This is a genomic window from Novosphingobium sp. BL-52-GroH (assembly GCF_044813085.1).
GTDB lineage: Bacteria > Pseudomonadota > Alphaproteobacteria > Sphingomonadales > Sphingomonadaceae > Novosphingobium.
This window is the reverse complement of the sequence record NZ_CP171150.1, coordinates 152,548-175,423: the sequence shown is the minus strand read 5'-3', so window position 1 is coordinate 175,423 and position 22,876 is coordinate 152,548. Positions and strand designations below refer to the sequence as shown.

Annotated in this window: 21 protein-coding genes; 17 read left to right on the top strand and 4 right to left on the bottom strand. The window is 63.0% G+C overall.

Going from position 1 to position 22,876, the window contains the following annotated elements; all coding sequences use genetic code 11:
- Positions 1-613 precede the first annotated feature (613 nt).
- Complete coding sequence (locus ACFFDA_RS08465) at positions 614-1,042, bottom strand: hypothetical protein (RefSeq protein WP_404478780.1); 429 nt, start codon at positions 1,040-1,042, stop codon at positions 614-616.
- Here ACFFDA_RS08465 and ACFFDA_RS08460 point away from each other — a divergent pair.
- From ACFFDA_RS08460 to ACFFDA_RS08430, 7 genes are all read left to right on the top strand, one after another.
- Positions 923-1,180, top strand: a complete 258-nt coding sequence (locus ACFFDA_RS08460) for a toprim domain-containing protein (protein ID WP_404478765.1) — start codon at positions 923-925, stop codon at positions 1,178-1,180. The two genes, ACFFDA_RS08465 and ACFFDA_RS08460, sit on opposite strands and share 120 nt — an antisense overlap.
- Positions 1,167-3,392, top strand: a complete 2,226-nt coding sequence (locus ACFFDA_RS08455; RefSeq protein ID WP_404478680.1) for a ParB/RepB/Spo0J family partition protein — start codon at positions 1,167-1,169, stop codon at positions 3,390-3,392. Before ACFFDA_RS08460 ends, ACFFDA_RS08455 begins: the two co-directional genes overlap by 14 nt.
- A 147-nt stretch (positions 3,393-3,539) precedes the next feature.
- Positions 3,540-7,916 carry a strawberry notch-like NTP hydrolase domain-containing protein gene (locus ACFFDA_RS08450; RefSeq protein WP_404478679.1) on the top strand — a complete coding sequence of 1,459 codons (4,377 nt, stop codon included), beginning with the start codon at positions 3,540-3,542 and terminating at the stop codon, positions 7,914-7,916.
- Positions 7,917-8,031: 115 nt separating this feature from the next.
- Positions 8,032-8,346, top strand: coding sequence for a hypothetical protein (locus ACFFDA_RS08445; protein WP_404478678.1), 315 nt, complete (start codon positions 8,032-8,034; stop codon positions 8,344-8,346).
- 281 nt (positions 8,347-8,627) lie between these two features.
- On the top strand, positions 8,628-9,833 hold the full coding sequence (locus tag ACFFDA_RS08440) for a DUF932 domain-containing protein (protein WP_404478677.1): 1,206 nt from the start codon (positions 8,628-8,630) through the stop codon (positions 9,831-9,833).
- Positions 9,834-9,908: 75 nt separating this feature from the next.
- Positions 9,909-10,361, top strand: a complete 453-nt coding sequence (locus ACFFDA_RS08435; RefSeq protein WP_404478676.1) for a hypothetical protein — start codon at positions 9,909-9,911, stop codon at positions 10,359-10,361.
- Between the two features lie 150 nt (positions 10,362-10,511).
- Positions 10,512-10,844, top strand: coding sequence for a hypothetical protein (locus ACFFDA_RS08430; protein WP_404478675.1), 333 nt, complete (start codon positions 10,512-10,514; stop codon positions 10,842-10,844).
- 34 nt (positions 10,845-10,878) lie between these two features.
- Here ACFFDA_RS08430 and ACFFDA_RS08425 read toward each other — a convergent pair whose 3' ends face one another.
- Positions 10,879-11,388: an HD domain-containing protein gene (locus ACFFDA_RS08425; protein ID WP_404478674.1), complete on the bottom strand. Its 510-nt coding sequence runs from the start codon at positions 11,386-11,388 to the stop codon at positions 10,879-10,881.
- 194 nt (positions 11,389-11,582) lie between these two features.
- On the opposite strand from ACFFDA_RS08425, the gene ACFFDA_RS08420 reads away from it, so the two are divergent.
- Both ACFFDA_RS08420 and ACFFDA_RS08415 read left to right on the top strand, forming a co-directional pair.
- Positions 11,583-11,831 carry an AbrB/MazE/SpoVT family DNA-binding domain-containing protein gene (locus ACFFDA_RS08420; RefSeq protein ID WP_404478673.1) on the top strand — a complete coding sequence of 83 codons (249 nt, stop codon included), beginning with the start codon at positions 11,583-11,585 and terminating at the stop codon, positions 11,829-11,831.
- The gene (locus tag ACFFDA_RS08415; RefSeq protein ID WP_404478672.1) at positions 11,824-12,207 is read left to right on the top strand and encodes a type II toxin-antitoxin system VapC family toxin; all 384 of its coding nucleotides are present in this window, start codon (positions 11,824-11,826) and stop codon (positions 12,205-12,207) included. Before ACFFDA_RS08420 ends, ACFFDA_RS08415 begins: the two co-directional genes overlap by 8 nt.
- 24 nt (positions 12,208-12,231) lie before the next feature.
- Here the strand turns inward: ACFFDA_RS08415 and ACFFDA_RS08410 are convergent, their stop codons facing one another.
- On the bottom strand, positions 12,232-12,639 hold the full coding sequence (locus tag ACFFDA_RS08410; protein WP_404478671.1) for a hypothetical protein: 408 nt from the start codon (positions 12,637-12,639) through the stop codon (positions 12,232-12,234).
- A gap of 185 nt (positions 12,640-12,824) precedes the next feature.
- Here ACFFDA_RS08410 and ACFFDA_RS08405 point away from each other — a divergent pair, with 185 nt between their 5' ends.
- The 4 genes from ACFFDA_RS08405 (at position 12,825) to ACFFDA_RS08390 (ending at position 16,045) form a co-directional block, all read left to right on the top strand.
- The gene (locus ACFFDA_RS08405) at positions 12,825-13,298 is read left to right on the top strand and encodes a DUF736 domain-containing protein (RefSeq protein ID WP_404478670.1); all 474 of its coding nucleotides are present in this window, start codon (positions 12,825-12,827) and stop codon (positions 13,296-13,298) included.
- Between the two features lie 91 nt (positions 13,299-13,389).
- Complete coding sequence (locus ACFFDA_RS08400) at positions 13,390-14,394, top strand: SLOG family protein (protein WP_404478669.1); 1,005 nt, start codon at positions 13,390-13,392, stop codon at positions 14,392-14,394.
- On the top strand, positions 14,394-14,609 hold the full coding sequence (locus ACFFDA_RS08395; RefSeq protein WP_404478668.1) for a DUF6117 family protein: 216 nt from the start codon (positions 14,394-14,396) through the stop codon (positions 14,607-14,609). Before ACFFDA_RS08400 ends, ACFFDA_RS08395 begins: the two co-directional genes overlap by 1 nt.
- A 467-nt stretch (positions 14,610-15,076) precedes the next feature.
- Positions 15,077-16,045: a DUF2493 domain-containing protein gene (locus tag ACFFDA_RS08390; protein WP_404478667.1), complete on the top strand. Its 969-nt coding sequence runs from the start codon at positions 15,077-15,079 to the stop codon at positions 16,043-16,045.
- 216 nt (positions 16,046-16,261) lie between these two features.
- On the opposite strand, the gene ACFFDA_RS08385 is transcribed toward ACFFDA_RS08390, so the two are convergent.
- Positions 16,262-16,501, bottom strand: a complete 240-nt coding sequence (locus tag ACFFDA_RS08385; RefSeq protein ID WP_404478665.1) for a hypothetical protein — start codon at positions 16,499-16,501, stop codon at positions 16,262-16,264.
- Positions 16,502-17,010: 509 nt separating this feature from the next.
- Here ACFFDA_RS08385 and ACFFDA_RS08380 point away from each other — a divergent pair.
- From ACFFDA_RS08380 to ACFFDA_RS08365, 4 genes are read left to right on the top strand one after another with little or no spacing between them, the layout of a single operon-like run.
- The gene (locus ACFFDA_RS08380) at positions 17,011-17,310 is read left to right on the top strand and encodes a CopG family transcriptional regulator (RefSeq protein ID WP_404478664.1); all 300 of its coding nucleotides are present in this window, start codon (positions 17,011-17,013) and stop codon (positions 17,308-17,310) included.
- Positions 17,307-19,319 carry a type IV secretion system DNA-binding domain-containing protein gene (locus tag ACFFDA_RS08375; protein WP_404478663.1) on the top strand — a complete coding sequence of 671 codons (2,013 nt, stop codon included), beginning with the start codon at positions 17,307-17,309 and terminating at the stop codon, positions 19,317-19,319. The genes ACFFDA_RS08380 and ACFFDA_RS08375 overlap by 4 nt, the downstream gene beginning before the upstream one ends.
- A complete protein-coding gene (gene mobF, locus ACFFDA_RS08370) occupies positions 19,316-22,267 on the top strand; it encodes a MobF family relaxase (RefSeq protein ID WP_404478662.1) in 2,952 nt (983 codons plus the stop codon). Before ACFFDA_RS08375 ends, mobF begins: the two co-directional genes overlap by 4 nt.
- Entirely contained in the window at positions 22,239-22,838 is a 600-nt protein-coding gene (locus ACFFDA_RS08365; RefSeq protein WP_404478661.1) for a lytic transglycosylase domain-containing protein, read from the top strand. The genes mobF and ACFFDA_RS08365 overlap by 29 nt, the downstream gene beginning before the upstream one ends.
- The last annotated feature ends 38 nt before the right edge of the window (positions 22,839-22,876 follow it).

Here is a 22,876-nt window from a genome sequence, read left to right as displayed (position 1 = left end):
GATCGCGATCAAGAGGCCGGTGAATATCTGCCACTGGACTTCACCAGCCGTCCCTGGGTCCCTTCGTCTCGCGGACTCATCAGCCAATTCGTTACGGCGCGAGGCCAGCTAACCGCGGTTCAGGGGGCAGATCGGCCTTCGTATCCCGAAATAGCTGCGCCGTCGCAAAGGACCGGGGCAGGCGCCGCATCCGCGAAGCCCGAAGGGAAGGGGGAGAGAAGGGGATACAGAGCCTGAGACGAAGGGTCCTTGCACCATGTCCCCTCATACCGATCGCCTCTCCCTCGAAGCCGCCGCCGCAAGGCTTGTCCATCATCTGGGAGGGCGTTGGCAAGCAAACGGCGCGATGTGCCGATGCCCAGCCCATCGCGACAGAACGCCGAGCCTCTCGGTCCGCATCGGCCACAGCACGCTTCTCTTCAAGTGCTTTGCCGGCTGCTCCGCCGATACCGTCATCGCTGCGATCCGCACGATGCGGTTCGATATACCTCTTCATGCACACGCAGCGACAGCATGTGCCACGACGTGCGATGACAGGGGGGGCGACCTGGCACGCGCGTTGTGGGAGCGAGCCGTTCCCCTTCGAGGAACGCCGGGCGAAAGGTATTTTTCCTCACGCCTTCTCTCGCCTGAGGGACATGCCTTGCGCTGGCTTTCCCGCACCCCGCTGGGGCGAGGTCGCAATGTAGAGTTTCGCGCCGCCATCATCGCGGCAATCCAGGAACACGATCGCATTGTTGCGGTACAGCGCCTGTTCGTCGACCCAGCCTCGGCGCGCCTTGCGCCAGACATCCCCAAGCCGAAGATGACGCTTGGTCGCCCGCGTTCCGGCGCTGTGCGCCTGCGGCCATGCGATATGGTTCTGGGCCTTGCCGAAGGCATCGAGAACGCGGAATCGGCTGCGGTGCTTCTGGGTCTGCCGGTGTGGGCAACCCTGGGTGCAGAACGTCTGCACCAGATCAGCATACCGGAGGGCGTTCGGCGGGTTGTGCTGCTCGCGGACCGCGACCGCGCCGGCTGGCGGGCCCAGCAGACCGCTCACGAAAGGTATGCCGCGTGTGGCCTGGCCGTCTCCACGCTTTGGCCATGGTACGGGCTGAACGATTGGAACGACGTTCTGCAAAAGGAGGGAAGGGGGAGGAAGCCGGGTGCGGCAGGCGGCCTGGATGGCAGGCCGTGACCGCATCCGGAGAAACGAAATGACCCGACCAGCGATCGAATACGCCCGTGCGGCCGACTGCTTCAAGTCGCCCGATAATGTTCGCACCCACAGCGAGCCCACTGCGGATGCAGAGCTTGAAGCCAATATCGCCGAGACCGGCCTGGTCCTGGAAAACCTGATCGGCGTTCGCGTCAGCCGCGGCGCGATGAAAGGGAAAATCGAGATCTATGGCGGGGGGCGCCGCCTCGATGCCGTGATGGCCAATATCGAAAAGCAGATCCTCGATGCAGACTTCATGGTCCCTGTCCTCGTCGTCAGGGGGGCGAAGGACGCCATCGAGATGAGCCTTACGGAAAATTACTTCCAGCTGCCGATGAACCCGGCGGATGAATGCTGCGCCTTCCAGGCGATCATCGAACGAGAAAAAAAGACCCCCGCCGAGCTCGCCAAACGCTTCGGCAAGACCGAAAAATTCGTACTCGGGCGGCTGCGCCTCGCGAGCCTCGCCGAGCCGATCTTCGATGCGCTGCGCACGGGCGAGATCGGCATCGAGGTCGCCAAGGCGTTCGCCAGCATAGCCGACCGCGCCCGGCAGGAGCGCGTCTTTGAGCAGATCCGGAACTCCTACGACCGCGGCAACGTCAACGAGATCCGCCGCCAGCTGGCGAGCGGGTCCTATTGCGGCGCGGACCCCAAGGCTCTGCTGGTGGGGCGTGAAGCTTATGAGGCTGCCGGCGGGCGCTTCGAGCACGACCTGTTTTCGGATGCATCGAGCGAGGTTTGGCTCGATGGCGAGATTGTCGAGCGACTTGCCGAGGAGACCCTTGCCGCAGCCGCAGCCGCGCTGCGCGAGCGTAATGGTTTCGCCGAGGTTCGTGCGCTCTCGGCGACTTCAGTCCCTTACTCGATGACATGCCGGCTGCGCGAGGTCGAACCCCAGCAGTGCCCGCTCAGTGACGAGCTTGCCACCCGGAAGTCCCAGATCGAAAGCGAACTCGAACAGATCGAGCGCGATGTCGCGGACGAGGAAGATTACACCGAGGAGCAGGCCCAGCGGTTCACCGCCCTGGCGGAAGAACTCGACGGCATCATCCACCAGAGTCGCGAGCTGACACCGGCCCAGAAGGCGGGCGCACTCGCCTACCTCATCATCGGCGAGGATGGCGCGCCCGAACTGCACGATGCCGTCTTCCAACTCGATACAGCCACGCCGGCGGGCGGCGGCGGCGATCCCGATGACGCAGAGGCGGCCTTGGGAGATGGCGGTGAGGACGATACCGAAGCAGGCGAAGATGACGGCGCTGAAAGCGGACCAGACACCAGTATCGCCTACAGCAATCGCCTGCGCGACGAACTTGCCGTCATGAAAACGCAGATGCTTGCGCTCCATATCGCCAACGATCCTGCCTTCGCGCTGGACCTTGGCACCTTCATCATGGCGCACGAGGCCTGTACCCGGGGCTGGACCGGCATGCCCAGCGAACTGCGTGCGATGGCGCCTTCGCCGCGCGTTGCCAACTTTGAAAGCACGACTGCGGCCGCCAGGAGCTGGACCGACCTGGAAGAAGCACTCGATCGCAGCTGGCTCGAGCACGATACGATCGAGCAGCGCTACGAGGCGTTCTGCGACCTCGATGATGGCGCCAGGGCCGACTGGCTCGGGTGGTCGATCGCCCGCACTATCCACGCCGTACCTCACGGCGAAACCGGCAGCAGCTTCATCGACATCCTTGGCGCGAGACTCCGGATCGACGTCGCGGCATGGTGGCGGCCGACCGCGAGCAACTTCTTCGATCGTCTGACCAAGCCTTCGATGCTCAACCTGTTCGAAGAGATCGGCGGCGTCGAACTGCGTGGCCGCTACGCCGGATCGCGAAAGTTCGATCTTGCGCTCTCCGCCGAGAAGCTCTTCGCCGGAGACGTGCTGGCGGACGTCGAGGTCAAGGAACGCGCCCGCGCCTGGCTGCCTGATCCCATGCGGTTTGCAGAAAAAGGTAAGGTGCCCGAAGCGCCGGGAGATGACGTGGCCGATGGTGCCAATCACGGCGATGAAGCGCTGAGCCACAGCGGACCGGGCGGTAATGATCTGGCCGACCATGATTTGGCCGACCATGATCTGGCCGATCGTGATCTGGCCGTCGAAGACCGGATAAGCGCTGCGGTCGAGCCGGGAGACCTCACCACGGATGGCGCAACCGACGGGGATGAGCCCGTCGTCCGGGCAGCCTGACGCGACCGGGTGTCACCGGGCCCCGTCCGGGTGCCCGGTGACCGCCTTCACCACAACCCTCCCACGTCCTCCCGCGCAAGACATCGGGCGGGCCTCGCAGCCACTCGCGCCGGCATGTCGATGCAGGCGGCGACGGAGTATTGTTTCATGACACTTCCACTCTTCGACGCGGCTTCGCATGCCGGGGCTCACGCTTCTGATAATCCGGCCGCAACTGCCAGGGCCTTCCGTCTTCTCCGGGCCGCTCACGGCATCCGTGACTATCTTGCCACCGGCCGCGCGCTTCAGCGCAGGACGCTCTCGAAAATCATGACGGACGCGTTCGACTCCACGGGCGCATCTGGCGCATGGTCGATGCGCGACGCTTACGAGGCCATGGAGACGGCCCAGGTTCTGATGATGCTCGATCCATCGCTGCGTCTTTGTGAGACCAGTGATCGCAAAGTGGCGTTCGCGGCGCGTGAGAGGCTTGCCCGGCAATTGCCGACGCAGACCTATCGCAGCGAGCGGCAGGTCGAGATGCAGCAGTTCTCCACGCCGCTCGAACTCGCGTGGCTCGCCGCATGTGCCGCGCAGATCCGCAGATGCGATCTGGTGCTCGAACCCTCGGCAGGCACGGGCATGCTGGCAGCCTCCGCCATGGCCGCCGGCGCAGAGCTCATGCTCAATGAGCGCGACGAGGCCCGCGCTGGCCTTCTCTCTCTGGCGCTCGGGCAGCCTGTGACGATGCACGATGGCGAGTTCATCGACGCCCTGCTCGCCGACCCACGCGAGCCCGATATCGTCCTGATCAATCCCCCCTTCGCCCGGTCGGAAAGCCGTGGCCGCGACCGCCACGCCGGCGCGCGTCACCTGGCCTCGGCGCTCAGCAGCCTCGCCCCGGGCGGACGATGCGTCGCCATCATGTCGCCGTCCTTTTCGCGCGATGGCAGCGGTGCGAAAGGTTACGATAAAGCCGCGAGTATCGTTCCTCCTCGCTTCGAGCTGACCATCGATGGGCGACCTTACGCACCACATGGGACTTCGATCTCGATAAGACTTATCGTCTTCGACAAGGGCTGGAGCGGTGTCCCGCAACGCCATCTCGTGGCCGATCTCGTGGCAGCCGCTGAGCTGCTTGCCGGCATTCCGGACCGAATTATCGATCACGGCGCATCGGGGGCAGCCGCGAGGAATATGCACGCCTCGCTCTTACGTGGGCCCGATCCCGTTATTCCCGTGGCGAAACCGGACTGCTTGCCAGTGCTTCCGATTCGCCGATCGGCCGGGCTTCTGGCCGGCATCTCGAAACCCCGACCCATGGCTCCGGCCGCGCCCTACCAGACCGGGAACGAGCCCGAACCGGCCGAGTATCATCTCCTCGATGACCCACCTGCGCGGGGCGAGGCAATCGGCATCTACGTCCCCTGGCGCCTCGCCCGTATCGGTTTGCCGCAGGTGCGTCCGCATCCCGACCAGCTCGTCGAATCCATGGCGATGTCCTCGATCCTGCCGCCGGTGCCCGACTACCGACCCATGCTGCCGCCAAGGGCGCTCGCGACACTCTCCGACGCGCAGCTCGAGACGGTAATTTATGCAGGGCAGGCTTTCGGTCGCGATCTGCCTGGGCGCTTCAATCCGAATAGCGCCGGAACGCTTCTTGAGGAACATGAGCAAGGCGCCGTCTATCGCGTCGGTTTCATGGTGGGTGACGGCACGGGTGTCGGCAAAGGGCGCCAGATTGCTGCCTGCATTCTCGACCGCTGGTGCCGCGGCCAACGGCGCGCAGTCTGGATCTCGAAGAGTGCAAGCCTGCTTGAGGATGCGCGGCGCGACTGGTCGGCTCTTGGCGGTGTCGGCATCGACGTCCAACCGCTCGATGCCTTCGCGCTGTCGAAGCCCATCACCATGGGCAGCGGCATCCTGTTCCTGACGTTTGCCACGCTGCGCTCTCAGCGCGACGACACCCAGTCGCGCCTGCAGCAGATCCTGAACTGGCTGGGGGAAGATTTCGACGGGCTGATCGTCTTCGACGAGGCCCATGAAATGGCCAATGCAGCCGGGACGGAGACCCGGTTCGGTACGCAGAAGGGTTCGGAACAGGGCCTGGCCGGTGTCAGGCTGCAGAACCTGCTGCCGCGCGCCTGCGTCCTCTACAACAGTGCGACCGGCGCGACCGACCCTGCCAACCTGTGCTACGCATCGCGTCTGGGACTGTGGGGCAATGCCGCCTTCGCTACCCGCGAAGAGTTCATGTCCGCCATTGCCGAGGGCGGCATCGCGGCGATGGAGATCGTCGCCCGGGACCTCAAGGCCATGGGCCTGTACACGGCGCGCGCTCTCACCTTCGCCGGGGTCGAGTACGAACCGCTCGAGCACAAGCTCACACGCGAGCAGATCGAGGTCTATGACGCCTATGCCGATGCATGGGCGATCATCCATGCAGAACTCGATCGGGTCCTCGAAGAGATCGGGATCGTGGATGGCTTCACAGGCAAGTCGCTTAACGGCCAGGCGAAGGGCGCTGCACTTTCGCGTTTCGAAAGCGCCAAGCAGCGATTCTTCTCCCAGGTCCTGATCGCAATGAAGCTGCCCAGTCTCATATCCGCAATGGAACAGGACCTCGCTGCCGGGCGCCAGCCGGTCGTGCAGCTCGTCACCACCTCGCAGGCCGCTCTCGATCGCCAGCTGGCGAGCCTAACCCCGACAGAACGCGCACATCTCGAGGTGGAGACCAGCCCGCGCGAGCTCATGATCCAGTACCTCAAGGCCGCTTTCCCAACCAGGCAGATGCGCGTGTTCAAGGGCGAGGACGGCGAGCTGCGCTCCGAACCCATGGTCGGCGAGGATGGTCAACCGGTCCTGAGCCCCGCCGCTATTCAGGCGCGCGATGACCTCATCGAGCAGCTGTGTGCCATGCCGCCGATCCCCGCTGCGCTCGACGCCCTCATTGCCCACTTCGGGACCGAGCGGCTTGCCGAGGTCACGGGGCGGTCGCGGCGGATCGTGCTGGATGCGGCCGGGCGTCAGCGGATCGAGAGGCGCTCGGCCAACTCGAACATTGCCGAGACTCACGCCTTCATGTCGGGCACGAAGCCGATCCTGGTGTTTTCCGATGCGGGGGGCACCGGGCGCAGCTATCATGCCGACAGGAACTGCGCGACCGCTGACCGGCGGCGGGTTCACTACCTGCTGGAGCCGGGCTGGAAGGCAGCGGCGGCGATCCAGGGTCTTGGCCGCACGAACCGCACCAACCAGGCAACCCCGCCGATCTTCCGGCCGGTGACGACAGACTGCCGCGGCGAGCGGCGTTTCATCTCCACGATCGCGCGTCGTCTCGACAGTCTGGGCGCACTGACCCGCGGCCAGCGGCAGACCGGTGGCCAGAACCTGTTCGATCCGCTCGACAACCTGGAAAGCGATCTTGCCCGCGATGCTCTCCACCAGTGGTACGTGTTGCTGGCGCGGGGCAAGCTGGCCAGCACCACGCTCGACAGGTTCGTCGCGATGACGGGCCTCAGGATCGTCGAGAAGGAAACCGGCACGCTGCTCGACGATCTGCCACCGATCCAGCGCTGGCTGAACCGCTTGCTGGCGCTGCGCATCGGTACCCAGAACGCGATCTTCGAAGAATATCTCGCGCTCATCCAGGCGCGCATCGACGCTGCGCGCGAGCGCGGAACCCTCGATGTCGGCGTCGAGACGATCAAGGTCGAGCGGATCGTGCCCGTCGAGCGCCAATTGCTCCGCCGTGACCGGGAAACCGGCGCGGAAACATGGCTGTCGAACATCGAGATGCACCGGCGCCGCAGACCGATCCGCCTCGATGCCGTGCTGGCGCAGTGGGGCGATACGAGCCGTACGGACTTTCTCAGCAATGCCCGTTCCGGCCGTGTCGCTCTCAGGGTGCCGTCCTACGCGGTCCTGGGCGATGACGGTGAACGCATCGAGGTGTGGGAACTCATCCGCCCGGGAGGGCGTGAACGCATGCGTGACAAGCGCCTTGTCGAAAGCGCCTGGGAGCAGGTGGACGAGGCCGCGTTCCGCGAGGGCTGGCAGGCGGAGGCCGACGAGCTGGCCGAGCGCATCGACATCGAGACCATCACTATCGCCACCGGCCTGCTGCTCCCAATCTGGAACCGGTTGCCCGATGACGATGTGCGCGTCTGGCGCATCGAAGATGCCACAGGCGCCTCGCTTCTGGGCAGGATCGTCTCGCACTCAGGTCTTGCCAAAGTGAGCGCGGCCTTTGGTATCGCCGCATCGCGTATCCTGACAGCCAAGGAGATCGTCGCGGCGGTGCGCGCCGGCGACGATGTCGCAATCCCGCAATTGCCGGGTGCGACCCTGGTGCGCAGCCATGTGAACGACGAGCAGCGCATCGAAATTCGCGGGTTCGGCGCGCCACGCCTAACCCGGCTTAAAACGCTTGGCTGCTTCACCGAGGTCATCCGCTTTCAGACCCGCCTGTTCGTTCCGATCGATCGGTGCATGGCGATCCTCGAGGCGATCAGCAGCGCATTCGGTGACGCCAATGGCACCTGATCAAGTTTGATCGCCAAGGATGCCAGGGCCGGGAATGGACCGGCCATGGGGAGGAAAGGGGGGTGCAGGGAGTGGTCGGCGGAGATGCCGTCGGCCACCTCGAAAGGACAGTGCAATGAAATCCTTCACGATCACCGATACCGCCAACCCCGCAGCGACGCTCCAGTTCATCGAGGCCTTCAACCGGGACCTCGAAGGGCTGGATAGCAGCGCCCGTGTCGCTGCGCCGCAGGAGCGTGATGATCTCGCAATGCTCGAGCTCCTCGACGATGAAGGGCTGGTTCTGGCGCTGATTCCCTCAAGCACCAGTCCCGTGATGGCAGCGATCGCGTTTGCGCTTTATTCGCAAGCCTTCACCCGCGGCGTCGAGGCCGGCGAACGGGCGGCTTGGGCGAAGCTACGTTCTCTCATCGGTGCCGCTGACGGCTGACAACGGGACAGCAGGTGATGGTCCGCAACGTCGATCCCGGCCGATGCCAGGCCAGGTACGTGGTCGCGTGCCGGCCGGCCCGTCATCGGCCGGGATCGCGGGTGCCCTAGACGCACGTGCGCCCGATAACAACACCCATCCTCGGCTTGGACTGTCCGCAGGGACCCGCACTGACGGGACATCAGCCCTCCGCAGGGCTGGGAGGGAAGAGGGAGGAAGGGAGATGCGGTGAGCGCCTTGGGTGCTGATCGCTTCAATCCTCAGATGGAGATCGCATTGCCATGAACACCATCATCAATGCCATGAATGCGGCAAGCCAGGACGCGGTCAAGGGCGGCTTCAAGGTCGATATCAGCAAGGGCGAGAAAGTCGGGCGTGTCTCGTCCGAATGGTTCAACCGCCCCGACGACGAACGCTTCCTCTCGCTGGATGACCTGCACGGTCATGTGCGTGCGCGCGCCGAGAATGCGCGTACGCGCGTCATCGAGAGCCGCGCCCTTCGGGTCGAGGCCCGTAGCCAGGACACCGACGGCCTGGCTCTGCTGGCCCCGGGTGACGAGCAGGCAATTGCGCCGACGCACTGGTCGTTCGGGCAGCTGTGCAGCCTTGTCGGCGCCCCGGCTGGATACCTGCGCGAGCTTCCGGCGGCGCTGGCCGGGATCAACCTTCAGCACGGTCTGCTGTCTCACCGGGCCGAGCACGTGAAACTTCTGGAGACAGGTACCGCGCGTACGCAACTGCGTGCCGTGACCGGCCCTGACTACGGCCGGATCTGGGATCATGAACTGGTCGAGGCGGTCATGCGCTTCGCCGGCAACGGTACGGGTGACACCCGCTGGAAAGTCCCGGGCATTCTCGACTGGGGCTCGATGGTCTACAACCCTTACGTCGACATCAGCGCCCAGACGACGACGCTCTACGCCTCGGATCGCGACGTCTTCCTGTTCCTTGTCGATGACACGCATCCCATCGAGGCCGGCAAACTGCCAAACGGTGATCCTGACCTCTACTTTCGCGGGTTTTATTGCTGGAACAGCGAGGTCGGCTCGAAGTCCCTTGGCATTGCCACGTTCTACCTGCGCGCCGTGTGCATGAACAGGAACCTGTGGGGCGTCGAAAACTTCCAGGAGATCAATATCCGGCACTCCAAGTTCGCGGCCAGCCGTTTTGCGCAGCAGGCGTCCCCTGCATTGACGAAGTTCGCTGACTCGTCCGCGCAGGACTTCGTCGATGGCATCAAGTCGGCACGCGAACGCATCGTCGCGCGAAAAGACGAGGATCGCGAGACCTTCCTGCGCGGACAGGGCTTTTCCAAAACGGATACCAGCCGGATCATCGCAGCGGTCCTCGCCGAGGAAGGCCAGCCGCCCGCCTCGGTCTACGACTTCGTCCAGGGCATCACGGCTTTTGCGCGCACGAAACCCAATCAGGACGCGCGCCTCGATCTCGAAGGCAAGGCTCGGCGCCTGCTTCAGAAAGTCAGCTGAACTCTCCCGCGGGCGCAGCTGCGAGCCCGCACGTCCGACCCAGATCTGACAACTTTTCCTGGAAAGGTTCCTGTGATGGCCACACCGCACGACCACGAATGCTGCCAATTTCTGGCGACGGTCTGCTACCTTAGCGGCAACTTCATATACGCCTGCGAAACTTTCGAACTGGAAGCACCCGACCCCTTCGAAGCTGAAAGGCTGGCGCGCGATCGGGCTGCGGCCAGCAACTTTCACAACCTGCGGGGTCCCGAACTCAGCGTTGAGGTGACGGTCGAAGATCGCCCCGTTCCCGAGGACGATCCACCGCCCGCTCCTCCAGGCGCCGTGCAACCAGTTTGTCCGCGTTGCGGCAGTGCCGACATCATATGCGAGGCCTGTGCGCATTGGGACCGGACGATGCAAGCCTGGGTTCTTGGCTCGACTTATGACAGCGAGAGGTGCCTGGCATGCGACGCACAAGGCGACCTGATCGCCAGATGGGAGGCGGTGAAGCCGCAGGGCGATATGTCCGCGGATTTACCCTAGCCCGAAGGATTTCCGTCAAGGCTGGTGGGGTCTGTCGATGGCCAAGCGCCGCCAATCCCTCCCAGATCGGGAACGATACAAGGGATGCTCCTGCGCCGAGCATGGCACGAAAGCACCTACCAGTTCCCGAAAGCCAGGAGCATTGATGCAATGAGCCGCTATGAGTTTCCTGCGAAAGAAGGCCTCAGCACGCTTGTCATCGGTTGGGACCGTCCGTTGAACACGTTCTTTGTCCAGGTATTTGGACCGGCGCCTGTCGCCGGGGCCGACCCGGTGGAAGTGGAATGGCAGGGTACCAGTCCGTGTAAGTTGCCGACCGCTGCACATGCGCTGCGGGTCGCGCGGATCTATGCGGATCTTCCAGATAATCTGGGCCAAGTACTCGAAACCGATCGGTTGAGCACGCTAGGCATAGCCGATGGCTTGGCGCAGATAGCATTGCGAATTTTCATCACACGGCATGACCGGCCGCCCGAGACCTGAATACTCCACGGCGCACCAACTCGCGGGCGAGATGCTATTCCAGCAGTGCCGATGCCCGCTTGTGGAGATCCGGGGCGGCGCGCGTCATATGCTGGAGGATTTCGGCCTTTTCGACGAAGTAGACTTTCGCGAAAGCAGGATCGTGCTGTGCGATCGAGCGCATGTTACTTATGAGGTCGGCGCACTTGATAGTCTGGGCCTCTGGAGAAACGGAGCCAAGCCGCATGGCTTCACGCGCTTTGCGCGCAGCCCTGTTACCCTCCGATAGTGGCTCGGTCAGTTCATAGACCAGGAGCGCGACCTTTTCGCCGAACTTTCCGGCAAACTCATCGATCGTGCGATGCGTATCCTCCACGACATCGTGCAGAAGCGCAGCCGCCTGCATCTCGGCTGTCCCTCCTGCCTTTCGCACCAACGTCATGACCTCGACGGGATGCACAATGTAGGGCTCGCCCGTGTATTTGCGCCGTTGTCCGACCTCGGCATGGGCGGCCCTTGCAAACTCCAGTGCTGCCTCGACAAGGTCTGTGCATGCGGTTTCCATTGGATGACGATAGCACTCTCGGCCCGAGCGGGCACATGAAAATGTCCTGTGGTTGGGTACCCGCATGAACCGCAAAGCGCGTGGAAGGGATATTGGAACGCCCAACTGCCGATCCGACAGGAATGAAATTCAATGTATCGCTTGCGATATCTCGACATGCTATGCAATTGGCTACAGAATGAATGGAGATTGTCGTGACCGCTTATAGAGGCCGGGTCGTTTCCGGGGGCAGGCTGCAGATCCCCGCCGACGTGCGCAAGGAACTTGGTTTGACCGATGGCACGGATGTGCGGCTTGAAGTCGTCGATGGCGAACTTCGGGTGCGTACCTTTGCCTCAGCGCTCCAACGGGTGCGCGCGATCGCACGCGCTCATCTGACGCCCGGTGTAAGTCTGGCTGACGAACTGATTGCAGATCGCCGGGCTGAGGCCGCCCGTGACTGAATTTGTTCTTGATGCCTCGGCCGTACTTGCCGCGATACAGGAAGAAGCAGGGGCGGAAGCGGTCGAGGGCCATCTTCGTACGGCCCCGATAAGCTCCGTCAATCTTGCGGAGGTCGTCACCAAGCTTTCTGATCGCGGTTTCAGCGATGCCGCGATCGACGAGGTACTTCTGCTGCTTGATCTAGAGGTCCATGCGTTTGACGCCGCGATGGCGATCGAGGCCGGGCGGCTGCGGACGGCAACTCGACATGCAGGTCTTTCGCTAGGGGACCGGGCATGTCTTGCATTTGCGAAAGCCCAAGGTGCGACGGCGCTGACAACGGATCGTGCCTGGGCCGAACTCGACATCGGAGTTGGCATCGCGCTTGCGCGGTAAGACGACCCATTTCTCGCCTTTGATCTAGCCTATTTGCTCTCGCTGCTTTGACGCCAGCCGGGCCGTGTCGGCGCGGACCATCATCATCCTTGCATGCTCGTGCAGATGCAGTGCGGCTTCTTCCGCCTCGAGATGTCGAACCGTATCGTACAGGGCGCGGGTATAGGGATCGCCGCAGCCCAGGAGGTTTCGCAGAGCCGCGCGGGCATCACTCGTATCGCTCATGATCCCCGCGTCGATCTCGGCCCACAGAGCCGCGATCGCATCCGCAAGGGCCTCGGCATCGTAATATCCGCTATCGAGCCCTACGTGCAGCGACCGGGCCGCGAGTTCGATCTCCACGTCCGAAGAAGCGGGATCGTTAATACGATCGATCAGAGGAAGGTCGGGATCATAGTTCCGAAGCCAGGTATGCATTTCAAGGTCAGCCATCAGCTGTTTGTTGAATCGAACATATCATGAACATAATGCGCTCGCAATTGCAGGGATTGGCCGCGCGATTGCGCCCTGCACGCAAGTGTCGCGCAACCGGATGAGAAGGGCTTGAGAGGAGAGACGGACTTTGAGGGGTGTCATTTCGGAATGGTCCGAGTGACGTGAAGTCAAAGGACAGTCTCATGAACATCGGAGAATTCAAGGTCGTCAACGGTCGCATGCGTGGCTGGATCGCCACCCGCACAATCGACCTGCCGCAGCTTGGTCTGCGCTCGGTCGAAAGCCCGAACGAGCGCGCACCGCTTTACGAAATCCTCGCGCTCAACGTCGGCAACCGGTGGGTTCAGGTCGGCGCACTGTGGGAAGCGGTCGCCCGCAACTCGACGGGCGAAGCCTTCCTCCAAGGCTCGATCGACGATCCCAGCCTGCCCGAACCGCTCCCGATCGCCCTGTTCGGCGACGAGGAGGAGGGCTTCCGCGTCGCATGGCGTCGTCAGCCGCCCAGGGACGTGTTCGCGCCGGTCAGCCGTGGCTCTTCGCGCCGCGATTATGAAGGCGGGGAAGGAGGTGGGTTCGGCGACAGCACGGCCGGATCCGAAGGCGGGTTCAGCGGTGCCGGCAACGCTGCCGAGCTCGATGACGCGATCCCGTTCTGACCGGCGCGCCAAACAGCCAACAAACCAGCAGGGGCCGGGGAGGGCATCGCCTTCCCCGGCTTTTTTGCGCACTGTCATCGGAGACAAGACCATGTCACGGACCCACCCGCAAAGCATTCACCGTTTCGCCGACCTCAGCGAACTCTACGCGCAAATGACCGCGACTCCTGAATTCAGGGCAGCATTCGGTGAGCCTCTCGAACTCTCGATCGTGGAGGCGGGAGAGCCCGCTTCCGACGCCGAGATGCCCGATCCCCTGGCTGCCCAGGCAGACTGCGGCGGCGTGATCGCCTGTATCTTCGACCTCCTCACCGATACACGTCTGGAGCCGTTTGCTGCCGAGATCGCTTGGGGTTTCGTGAACTCGTTCCACTTCGCTGCGGGTAAGCTCGAGAGACGCGAGGACATGCTCACCAGCGACCTTCGCGAACTCGTCCGCACCCCCGACATGAGCGAGGTCTATACGCGGGAGCTGGAAGACAAGCAGCTCGAATGCCAGTCCGTCGCCGAGCAACGCGCAGCGATCGAGACCATGCGCGACTTTGCTGCCGAGACGTACCACGCGCTATCGGGCTGGCCTTGGTCGCCGGCACGCGGCAGCAGGACCTCGGCGCACAGCGCGAGCCAGATCGATGCTCTCGATTTCCTGCGCGCCCGCACCCTTGCCGCGCGTGAGCGTCACAGTCCGCAGGGACCGGTGGTCGTCTTCTCGGGCCCTTCGGTCTGGCACGATCATGCGGCGATCTTCGAGCGGCTCGATGCGATCCACGCGCGCATCCCGTCGATGACGCTGGTCACCACGGGCCAGCGCAGTGGAGCGGATGCCATCGCTGCAGGGTGGGCCGCCCGTAAGGACATCAAGGTGCCCCTTGTCTCGTTTCGCCTGTACGGATCGGGCATGAAGAAGGCGTTCGACCGTAACCGCAAGCTTCTCGATTTGGGGCCCGTGGAGGCAGTCCTCTGCGAAGGGTCGGGTGTGCAGGCAAACCTCTACCAGATGCTGCGAAAGGCAGGCGTTCCCATCCACGCCTTCCGCAAAACGGACCAGGCACCCGATGTCGCGCTCCCTCGCAGCCGGACCGGGAGGGCATGGTGATGGCGATACCGGAAGCACACCGGACAAACTTCCAGACCCTGCTCGACGCGGCCACTCAAGGTGACCTTGCCTTGATGGAATGCACTGATGCTGCCACGGGCGAGCCGCGCTACGTGATCTGCGCGGTAGGCCATGACAACGGCGAGTTCGTGATGACACCGTTCGGGCATCTTCATGACGGCAACCCGTTCGAGGCATACGTGCCGCCGACATAAAGGTCATGGAGCGTGGCCAGACCTGCCGGACACGGCCCACGAAATCGGGCCGTACCCTGCGCAGCGCCGGTCCATGGGCCGGCGGTCGCGCGGTATGGTCGAGCCTCGCCGAGAGAGTGCCCCGGCATGGGGGGCACTTGGCAGGGTCGTGAGACCTGAAGGTCTTTCGGTGAGGCCGTACCCTGATGAGACCGGTGTCCTTGCAGGAGCATTGAGCCCCTGCAAGGACAGCTCTTCTTCTATCTATCAAGTCCTCCAAGTGTGGCACGGGATCGCAGCGGCCTCAAGGACGACGGGGCCCCACCATTTTCCCCGGCGGGGCATCGTCAAGCCCCGCGCCAGACCTCAATTGCCGCCGAAGAAAATCGTGACCCCCATCGCCGCTGGCGCGGTCGCTTCGCGATCCTTGACCCCGCTGCTCGGAGCCCGCGCCGTGGGGAGGACCTCTTCAAGATAAGGAGGTTCAAATGACCATTTTTAACGCACAGCCCGGCCTTCGCTTTACTGACAAGACTGTTGCGGAGCCCAATGACCGCTTCGAGGACGCCTTCTCCCCGCGGGTTGGGGACGTCCGTATCGTCCGCACTGATGAGGCAATGGATCTCGATATGCCCGGCGCCTTCGAGATGCAGATGGGGACCGAACTGCTGGTGACGACGCTTTTCGACGTACTGCGCGACACGCGGCTCGCATCCATCGCGGATCGGCTCGTGTGGGGCATCGTTCACAGCTTCCACAAGGTGGCCGAGCAACTCGACGGTCAGGCAGACCAGGCCGCGCGCGAACTGCGCGACATGATCCGCGACAATGATGGCAGCGAGATTGCCGCAGCCGCAATGGAGGATGCCCAGACGCTCTGCCAAGGTCTCGACGAAGCGCGTGAGGCCGTCGCCTGCATGCGTGATCACGCGGCCGATCTCTACCGTGTCGAGACGGGGAGGCCCTGGTCTTCCCCGCGTGGAACGCTCGCGTCGAGCAAGCGCACGGCTTCGGTTATTGCCGCAAGCGATTTCCTTGCGGCCCGCCGCAGTCGTCGCAACGAGGAGCACGCACCGAGCGGGCCGATCGTGATCTTTTCCGGCGGACAGGTCTGGGCGGATCATCGCCAGGTCTGGGATCGACTGGACACGATCAAAGTGCGCATCCCGGCAATGGTGCTTGCGACCACAGCCCAGGCAAAGGGATGTGATGCGATCGCAGCGGCCTGGGCTGCAGCGAACGGGGTGAAGATCATCGCCTTCTCGCTCGAGCGGTGGCGTTCGTTAGGGCGTCGGGCAGGGTTTGCGCGTAACGAGGCGCTCGTCCGTCTTAACCCGGTCGAGGCGTTCGTTTGCGAGGGGAACGGGCTGCAATCGCATCTAGCACGCTTGGTGCGAAGCGCAGGGATCCCGGCCCAGTTTCTCAAGGCGACGGTGACGTCCACAATCTCTGGCTAGAGGCCCAGGAATCCAACGAACGAAGCCGATGTGTGGGAACTCCTCCCGCACATCGGCCTCTTTTTTTGTCGGCACCCGGATCATCAGGCTCAGGGGGGAGACCCTTACGGGTCCCGCCCGTCGCCTGACGATGCGATGGCCCAAAGGGCCACCGGCCTCCTGCGCGCGGCTTCGCCGTGCTCGTCGCTGGGACGCCGTCCCGGCGAACAGTCTGATTCAGGCAGTCCCTGAAGGGAGATCTTTCAGGGCACGCAGGGCCGTAATTCCGCCCACCCTGACAGCATGTCCGATCAACTCGCGAAATTCACGCTCGGTGAGTTGTTCCACCGGCAGGGCATGGGTAAGGTCGCCATATTGTGCGCGCACCGCGCGTCGGACGGTCTCTGCCTCCACGGCGAGATTACGCTGGTCTGATTCGATCTTCGCCAGTTTTTCTCGATCACTCAATTTGGGCATTTCGTTTCCTTCGGAAAAGAACCTGCCCGCCGCCTCGCCTTATCACGCAGATGGATACCGCGATGCAACGACCAAATGATGGCCGGCGTGCCGCCGGAAGAAGAAAACGAATGCCCCTTCGGGGCGCCGCGCGCCTTCCGGCACGAGGCAGCGCAGCGCGAAGGCGCTGCGAAGCGAGCTACTCACGGCACAAGGCCGTTTGTAATGCACCGTACGCACGGGTGCTGCGCCAAAGAAATGACTTTTGTTCAACAAGTTAATGACGTCACCCGTGTTAGACACCTATCATCGACAATGTCCGACAGAGCAGACCACCATTGTCGGGCCAAGGGGAACCCATTCTTATTCACGCGTAAATTCTGTCGTCCATGTCCGCCAGACATCGGATGTAATTCCGCACGGAGCTTCATGCTGATTTCAGCAATTCGTTGATGTGCGCCGAACGATGCTGTACTTGTCAGGGCGCTTCATGACAGTCCGGTCGTGGCTCCAGTATTCGGAGTCTCGACATGATACGCCTCAGCGTACGCCTCGATGCCGACCTTCACGCCCGCCTGCACCGGCGCGCGGCGGGAGCCGAGCTTCCCTTCTCGACGTTCATCCGTTCGGTCCTTGAACAGGCAGCAGATCCAGGCGGCCGGTATATCTATTCCTCGCAGGACGAAATCCTCGCCACGTGCATTCAGACGCTCTCGATCGTCGCGACGTCGATCGGGAGACGGAGTCCCGAGATGCTCGAGGAGGGGATGAAGGAGGCGAGGATGCAGCTTCGCGAGCGCGGTCTCCTCGACCCCGAGCACAACTCGTGAGCATCTTTCGAAACGACGCGCTTGGCTCCTGGACGCGGGGCGGGCAGGCCATCGTTCACAACGTGCGCATGACCACGCAGGTATTCTTTCAGACCGTCCTTGCCGGGATCGCGCTCTGGATAGTGGGGGCCGGTTGGTGGGTGCTGGAACACCTTAGTGATTACCAGAGGTTCGTCCTGCTCAAGGTGGTCGAGGCGACCTTCAAGACGGATGCAGCGCCGGGAACCAACGATCCTGTGTTGTTCAGAACTCCGGCGGGCAAGCAGTACTGGACCTCCGCGGACTGGCTGATGGCATCCGGGATTGCGAAGCAAAGCCTCCATGCCCTGGAAGTATCTCTGATCGAAGGAGCGCTTGTCGCCGGAGCCTTTACGCTCGTCGCACTGGCATGCGCGTGGTTTACCTTTACCCGAACGGGCCGGGGCCTTGGCTCCAACCAGTATTTGCGCGGCGCCCGGTTCGGCACCGTCAGGACCATTCGGCGGCAGATGAAACGCCACAAAAAGGGGAGCTTTGCTATCGGCGGCGTCCCCGTCCCCAGCAATTTTGAGCCCGAGCACATCCTCCTGTGCGGGGCACCCGGCACCGGGAAGACCAACCTCATCGTCAAGATGCTCGACGGGATACGGGCATCCGGAAAGCGCGCGATCGTCTACGATACCGCCGGCACGTTCGTGGAGAGATTCTACCGGCCCGGCATCGACGTTCTTCTCAATCCGCTGGACTCCCGCTCGAGCCAATGGTCGCCGTGGGGCGATGTACCGCGCGAGTATCATTACGACCAGATCGCGGAATCGACGATACCCGACAAGGCCGGCGATCCGTTCTGGGCAAAGGCTGCCCGCGGCACTCTTGTCGCTGTCCTGCGTAAACTTGCTCAGGAGAAAGAGATGCTAGTCTCGATCCTCCTCGATCGGCTGCTGCGCTCCAAGCTGAAGGATCTCGCAGCGTTTGCCGCAGGTACCGATGCGGCCGCTTTCATCAGCGTCGAGGGTGAGCGCACATCGGCCGGCGTGCAAGCCGAACTGGCATCGGTCATGCGCTCGTTTGCCTACCTCGACGATACACGCAAAGGTCTCTCGATCCGCGAATGGGTAGAGAACGAAGAGGACGATGGTTGGCTCTTTATCACCGTGAAGGCCGACCAGTTACCATCCCTGCGACCGCTCATTACAGTGTGGCTCGACATCGCGATCTCGGCAATCATGAGCCTCGACCCGGATCGCGAGCGACGCCTCTACTGCGTCATCGACGAGTTGCCCACGCTGCAGAAACTGCCCTCCCTGTCGGACTTTCTGGCGCGCGCAAGGAAGTATGGAGGATGCGGGATCCTTGGCTTCCAGTCGTACCCCCAACTCGAAGCCACCTACGGCATCCAGGATGCAGCAGCCATAACCGGCTACTGCTCTACCTGGGTGGCGCTGAGGGCAAACGATACCCCCACCGCAAAGCATGTGTCCGAGAATCTGGGGCAGGTCGAACAGGTCGAAGCGAACGAGGGGATGTCTTATGGCGTGAACGACATGCGCGACGGCGTGAACCTCTCTCGTATGCAGGTTACCCGGCCGCTGGTGATGCATACGGAGGTGACCAACCTTCCGAACCTCTCAGGTTTCCTACGTTTCGGACGCAATCTTCCGGTCGTGCGCTTCGAGGATACCTTCAATATTGTTCCGACGATCGCGGAAGGCTTCGTTGAGCGTGCAGGGCCGCCCTTGCGCGACAGCGAAGGCCAGGCAGCCATCGCAACAACAGGCGGCGACGAAACTGACAAGGGCATGTCCGCATCTCTCGAGGAGGACATCCCCGCAGAACAGAACGGGCGTCGAACTCCCGAGGTGGCCACTCCAGTAGTCAGGGGTGACGCAGCCGCGACTGCTCCCGCTCAACAACCCGCAGTGCCGCCCTCGCGTGCGGCGATACTGGCCCCCGCCCGCGGGAAGGTGCGGATTGAACTCGATGTATACGACCGGGAAAATGGTCCTGCACATCAGGCCCGGCCGGCATGATCCATCCTCGCCGTCTGAAGGGAGCGCCAGGGAACATCGCACGATATTATGCGGTCGGCGACTACTACACCAAGGGTGGGGAAGAACCCTCGCAATGGGGCGGTGCGATTGCGTCCGACTTGGGGCTCGAGGGGAAGGTGGACCCAGAGATCTTTCGGACCCTTCTCGCTGGGAAGCTGGAGGGGCAGCAGTTGGGCCGGCACAGAACCGGCGGCACCATCGAGCATCATCCCGGATGGGATTTTGCGGTGAATGCGCCCAAATCCGTGTCGATCATGGCTTTGGTGGGAAAGGACGAGCGCGTTCTGGCCTCGCACGAGAGGGCCGTCGATGCGGCGCTCTCCTATCTCGAGGAGCATGCGGCCCTTCGCCGGAGGGTCGATGGTGAGGTGCGGCACGAGACCACGGGCCGCTTGTTGTTTGCGCGGTTCACCGAGCACGCCAGCCGGGAACTGGATCCTCACCTGCACACGCATGTGGTCGTTCTCAACATGACCAATGCGGCCCGCAGTGATCAGATGGCGAGTCTTGAAACCCGCGCGATGTATGCCGAGCAGATGGTGGCAGGACAGGTTTATCGTAACGAACTGGCTCGTGATCTGCGCGAACTCGGCTATCAGGTCGTAAGCGATCCACATAAGGGCTCGTTCGAAATCGTCGGTGTGCCAGGCGCGATGATCGCCGAGATGTCGCAGCGCGCCGAGCAGATCGATGCCCATGCTGCAGAGCATGGCCTGACGGGCCAGGCCGGTAGGCGCCGTTCCTTTTATGCGACCCGGCGCGCCAAGGAGAAGACATCCCTGGAAGAGTTGACGGACAGGTGGACCGCAAGAGCGAAGCCGCACTTCGCAGCATTGGAGGACACGCGCGCCAGAGCAGGAACGGGAGAAGCAGTCAAACTCCAGGATGCTGGTGCATCGGCTGCCCACGCGATGCTCTACGGCATCCGGCAAGCAGAAACCGGCGAGGCGGTGAACAATCTGGGGCGGATGCTGCGCCTGGCTCTTGCCTCGCATGTCGGGGATGTTCGGCTCTCCGACATCCGGCACCTTGCAGACCAGCATGAGGCGAAGGCGAAACTGCTGGCCACGCATGAGCGCACGGGTGATCGCACACACACACGAGGCCGAACAACCCGCCGCACGGCCAGGCTTGAGCTGGCCCTGGCGCAGCAACTCGCCCTTGGCATTGACGACATCCGGCCGATCGCTGGCGCGGATCGCCTGCTGGCAGCGCTGGAACGCTCGAACCTTACGCCAGCCCAGGAAATGGCCGTTGCAGAGATCGCGACATCGTCGAACCGCATAACCGGGATCCATGGCGTCGCGGGCGCAGGAAAGTCCACGCTTGTCGGCGCGCTGCGGCAGGCAGCCGAGGTGGATATGACACTTGTGGCGCTCGCACCGACGTCCTCGGCGGCTGCCAATCTCGGTGACAGCGCGGGCATTGAGTCCCGGACGGTGGCCAGTCTGCTCGCTACCGGTGGACGCGGTGTCACCGATCGTCATGTGCTGGTCCTCGACGAGGCCGGACAGCTTGGCACCCGCCAGGCACTGCGGGTTCTCGAGATCAGCCGGCGTACCGGAGCCCACCTCATTCTGTTGGGAGACAACAGGCAGACCGGCGCCATCGAACAGGGCAAGGCGTTCTGGCTGCTTCAACGCCTCGGGCTGCAGACCGTCCAGCTATCCCAGTCGCTGCGTCAGGAAACCCGTTCAATGAAGGCGGCGGTAATGCTGGTGCGGGAAGGGCACTACGCAGCGGCGCTTCGACACCTCGACAAGGTGGTCACCGGCGACGACACCGAGGCGCTGGCCCGGGATCTCGTTTCGGAATGGACGCGGCTTGCGCCGGAAAGCCGGGCTACAACCAACATTCTCGTTCTGGACAATGCCAAGCGGCAACTCGTGAATGCGATGATTCGAGGCGTATTGAAGAACGAAGGATTGCTCGGGGTTGAGGATATCCGCCTCCAGGTGCTCACCCCCGCTGGCATGACGGACGCGCAGAAGATGCATGCCCGTTTCTACTCGGGCGGACAGGTAGTGACTTTCTCGCGCGATAATCCTGGCCTTGGGCTCGCACGCGACGTTGAATATCGCGTGCTTGGGCATGGTCAGGACCTGACCGGCCGTCACATGATCCGGCTGATCGACGAGAATGGCCGTATCATACGCTGGGATCCGCGGTTGAGCCAGGCTCGGCAGGTCAACGTGTTCAACAAGGACGACAGGGCACTTGCGGTGGGCGACCGCATCCAGTGGCGCCTGGTGAGCCGTGAGCTCGGGCTCAAAAATGCTGAGCGCGGCACAGTGCTGGCGCTGGATGGATCGCTGGCTGCAGTTCGCTGGGATAGGCAGTCCGAACTTATGGTGGTCGACCTTGCCGCGCACAAGACGTGGGACCATGGGTATGCAGAGACGGTATACTCAGCCCAGTCCAAGACTTACGCACGCGCATACCTTCTCGCACCGGTGGGGTCGGGGCTGGTGAATGGGCAGAATTTCTACACGGCAGTGACCCGAGCGCGATTTGGGGTAAAACTGTGGACCGAGAGCACAGATGCCCTGATTGGTAAGCTTGAGCGCTACAGCGGCGAGAAGAGTTCCTCGTTAGAGGGTCTGGGACGGCTCGATCGTAATGCAGCCCACACCTTCGGCACGCGTCAGGCGGCGCGGATAGGCCAGCTTCGCGAGGAGCAGCAACGCGGCCGGCAGGAGCAGCGCGACCGTCGCCTCACCCGGGACCTGGAGCAACGCAATTCCGCAACCGGCGTTAAAGGGCGCCTCATGCCGGGCGTGCAGTCGGTAGCGCAAGCACTGGAGGGTCTTCTCGACCGTCTGATTGGTCCGGGCGGCCCTAAAAGTTCTCTCGCTTTACAGTCGAAACCCAGTGCCTCTTCCAAGGAACAAGACCGAGATGAAACTTCAAAATCCCGCGATCGCTAGCGCCCGCGATACCCGCAGCCCATGCAGCACTCTATGCCGGAAACAGCCGTTTACGCTCCCGGGCGTTATTGTTCTGGGTGTGGCGTTCTTCCTGCCGATCAAGGGGATCGCCGCGGAAGTCGCACCTGAATCGGAGATCGCCCGTTGCATCCATCAAGCAGCAGGAGGTCGGCCATGGCTGGAGCGTACGCTCTGGGGCCTGCGTGATCAGGAGGCAGGCTGGATCGGAGCAGAAGTGGCAAATGCCAACGGTAGTCATGATCTGGGTCCGCTTCAGGTGAATAGCTCTTGGGTCCCGAAGATCGCCGGCATGCTTTCAGCACCGCCGGATAGTGTGAGGCACTGGCTGACCCATGATGCTTGTTTCAATGTGAATGCTGCGCGATGGATTTTTTTGACCGGGCTGGCTTCTTCGCGCGACTATTGGCGGGCGGTGGGGATCTATCATAGTCCGACCGGATGGCGGCAGGAACGATACCGCCGGCTCATGGCCGCGAAACTGGTCGGGCGTTTCGGAAGTGACGTCTTCGCCGGCCCCCGACGCGGCGAAAACCTGGCTCAAATCCCATAAAGAAAATGACGCGTATGTCACTTTACCCCGATCCGCGG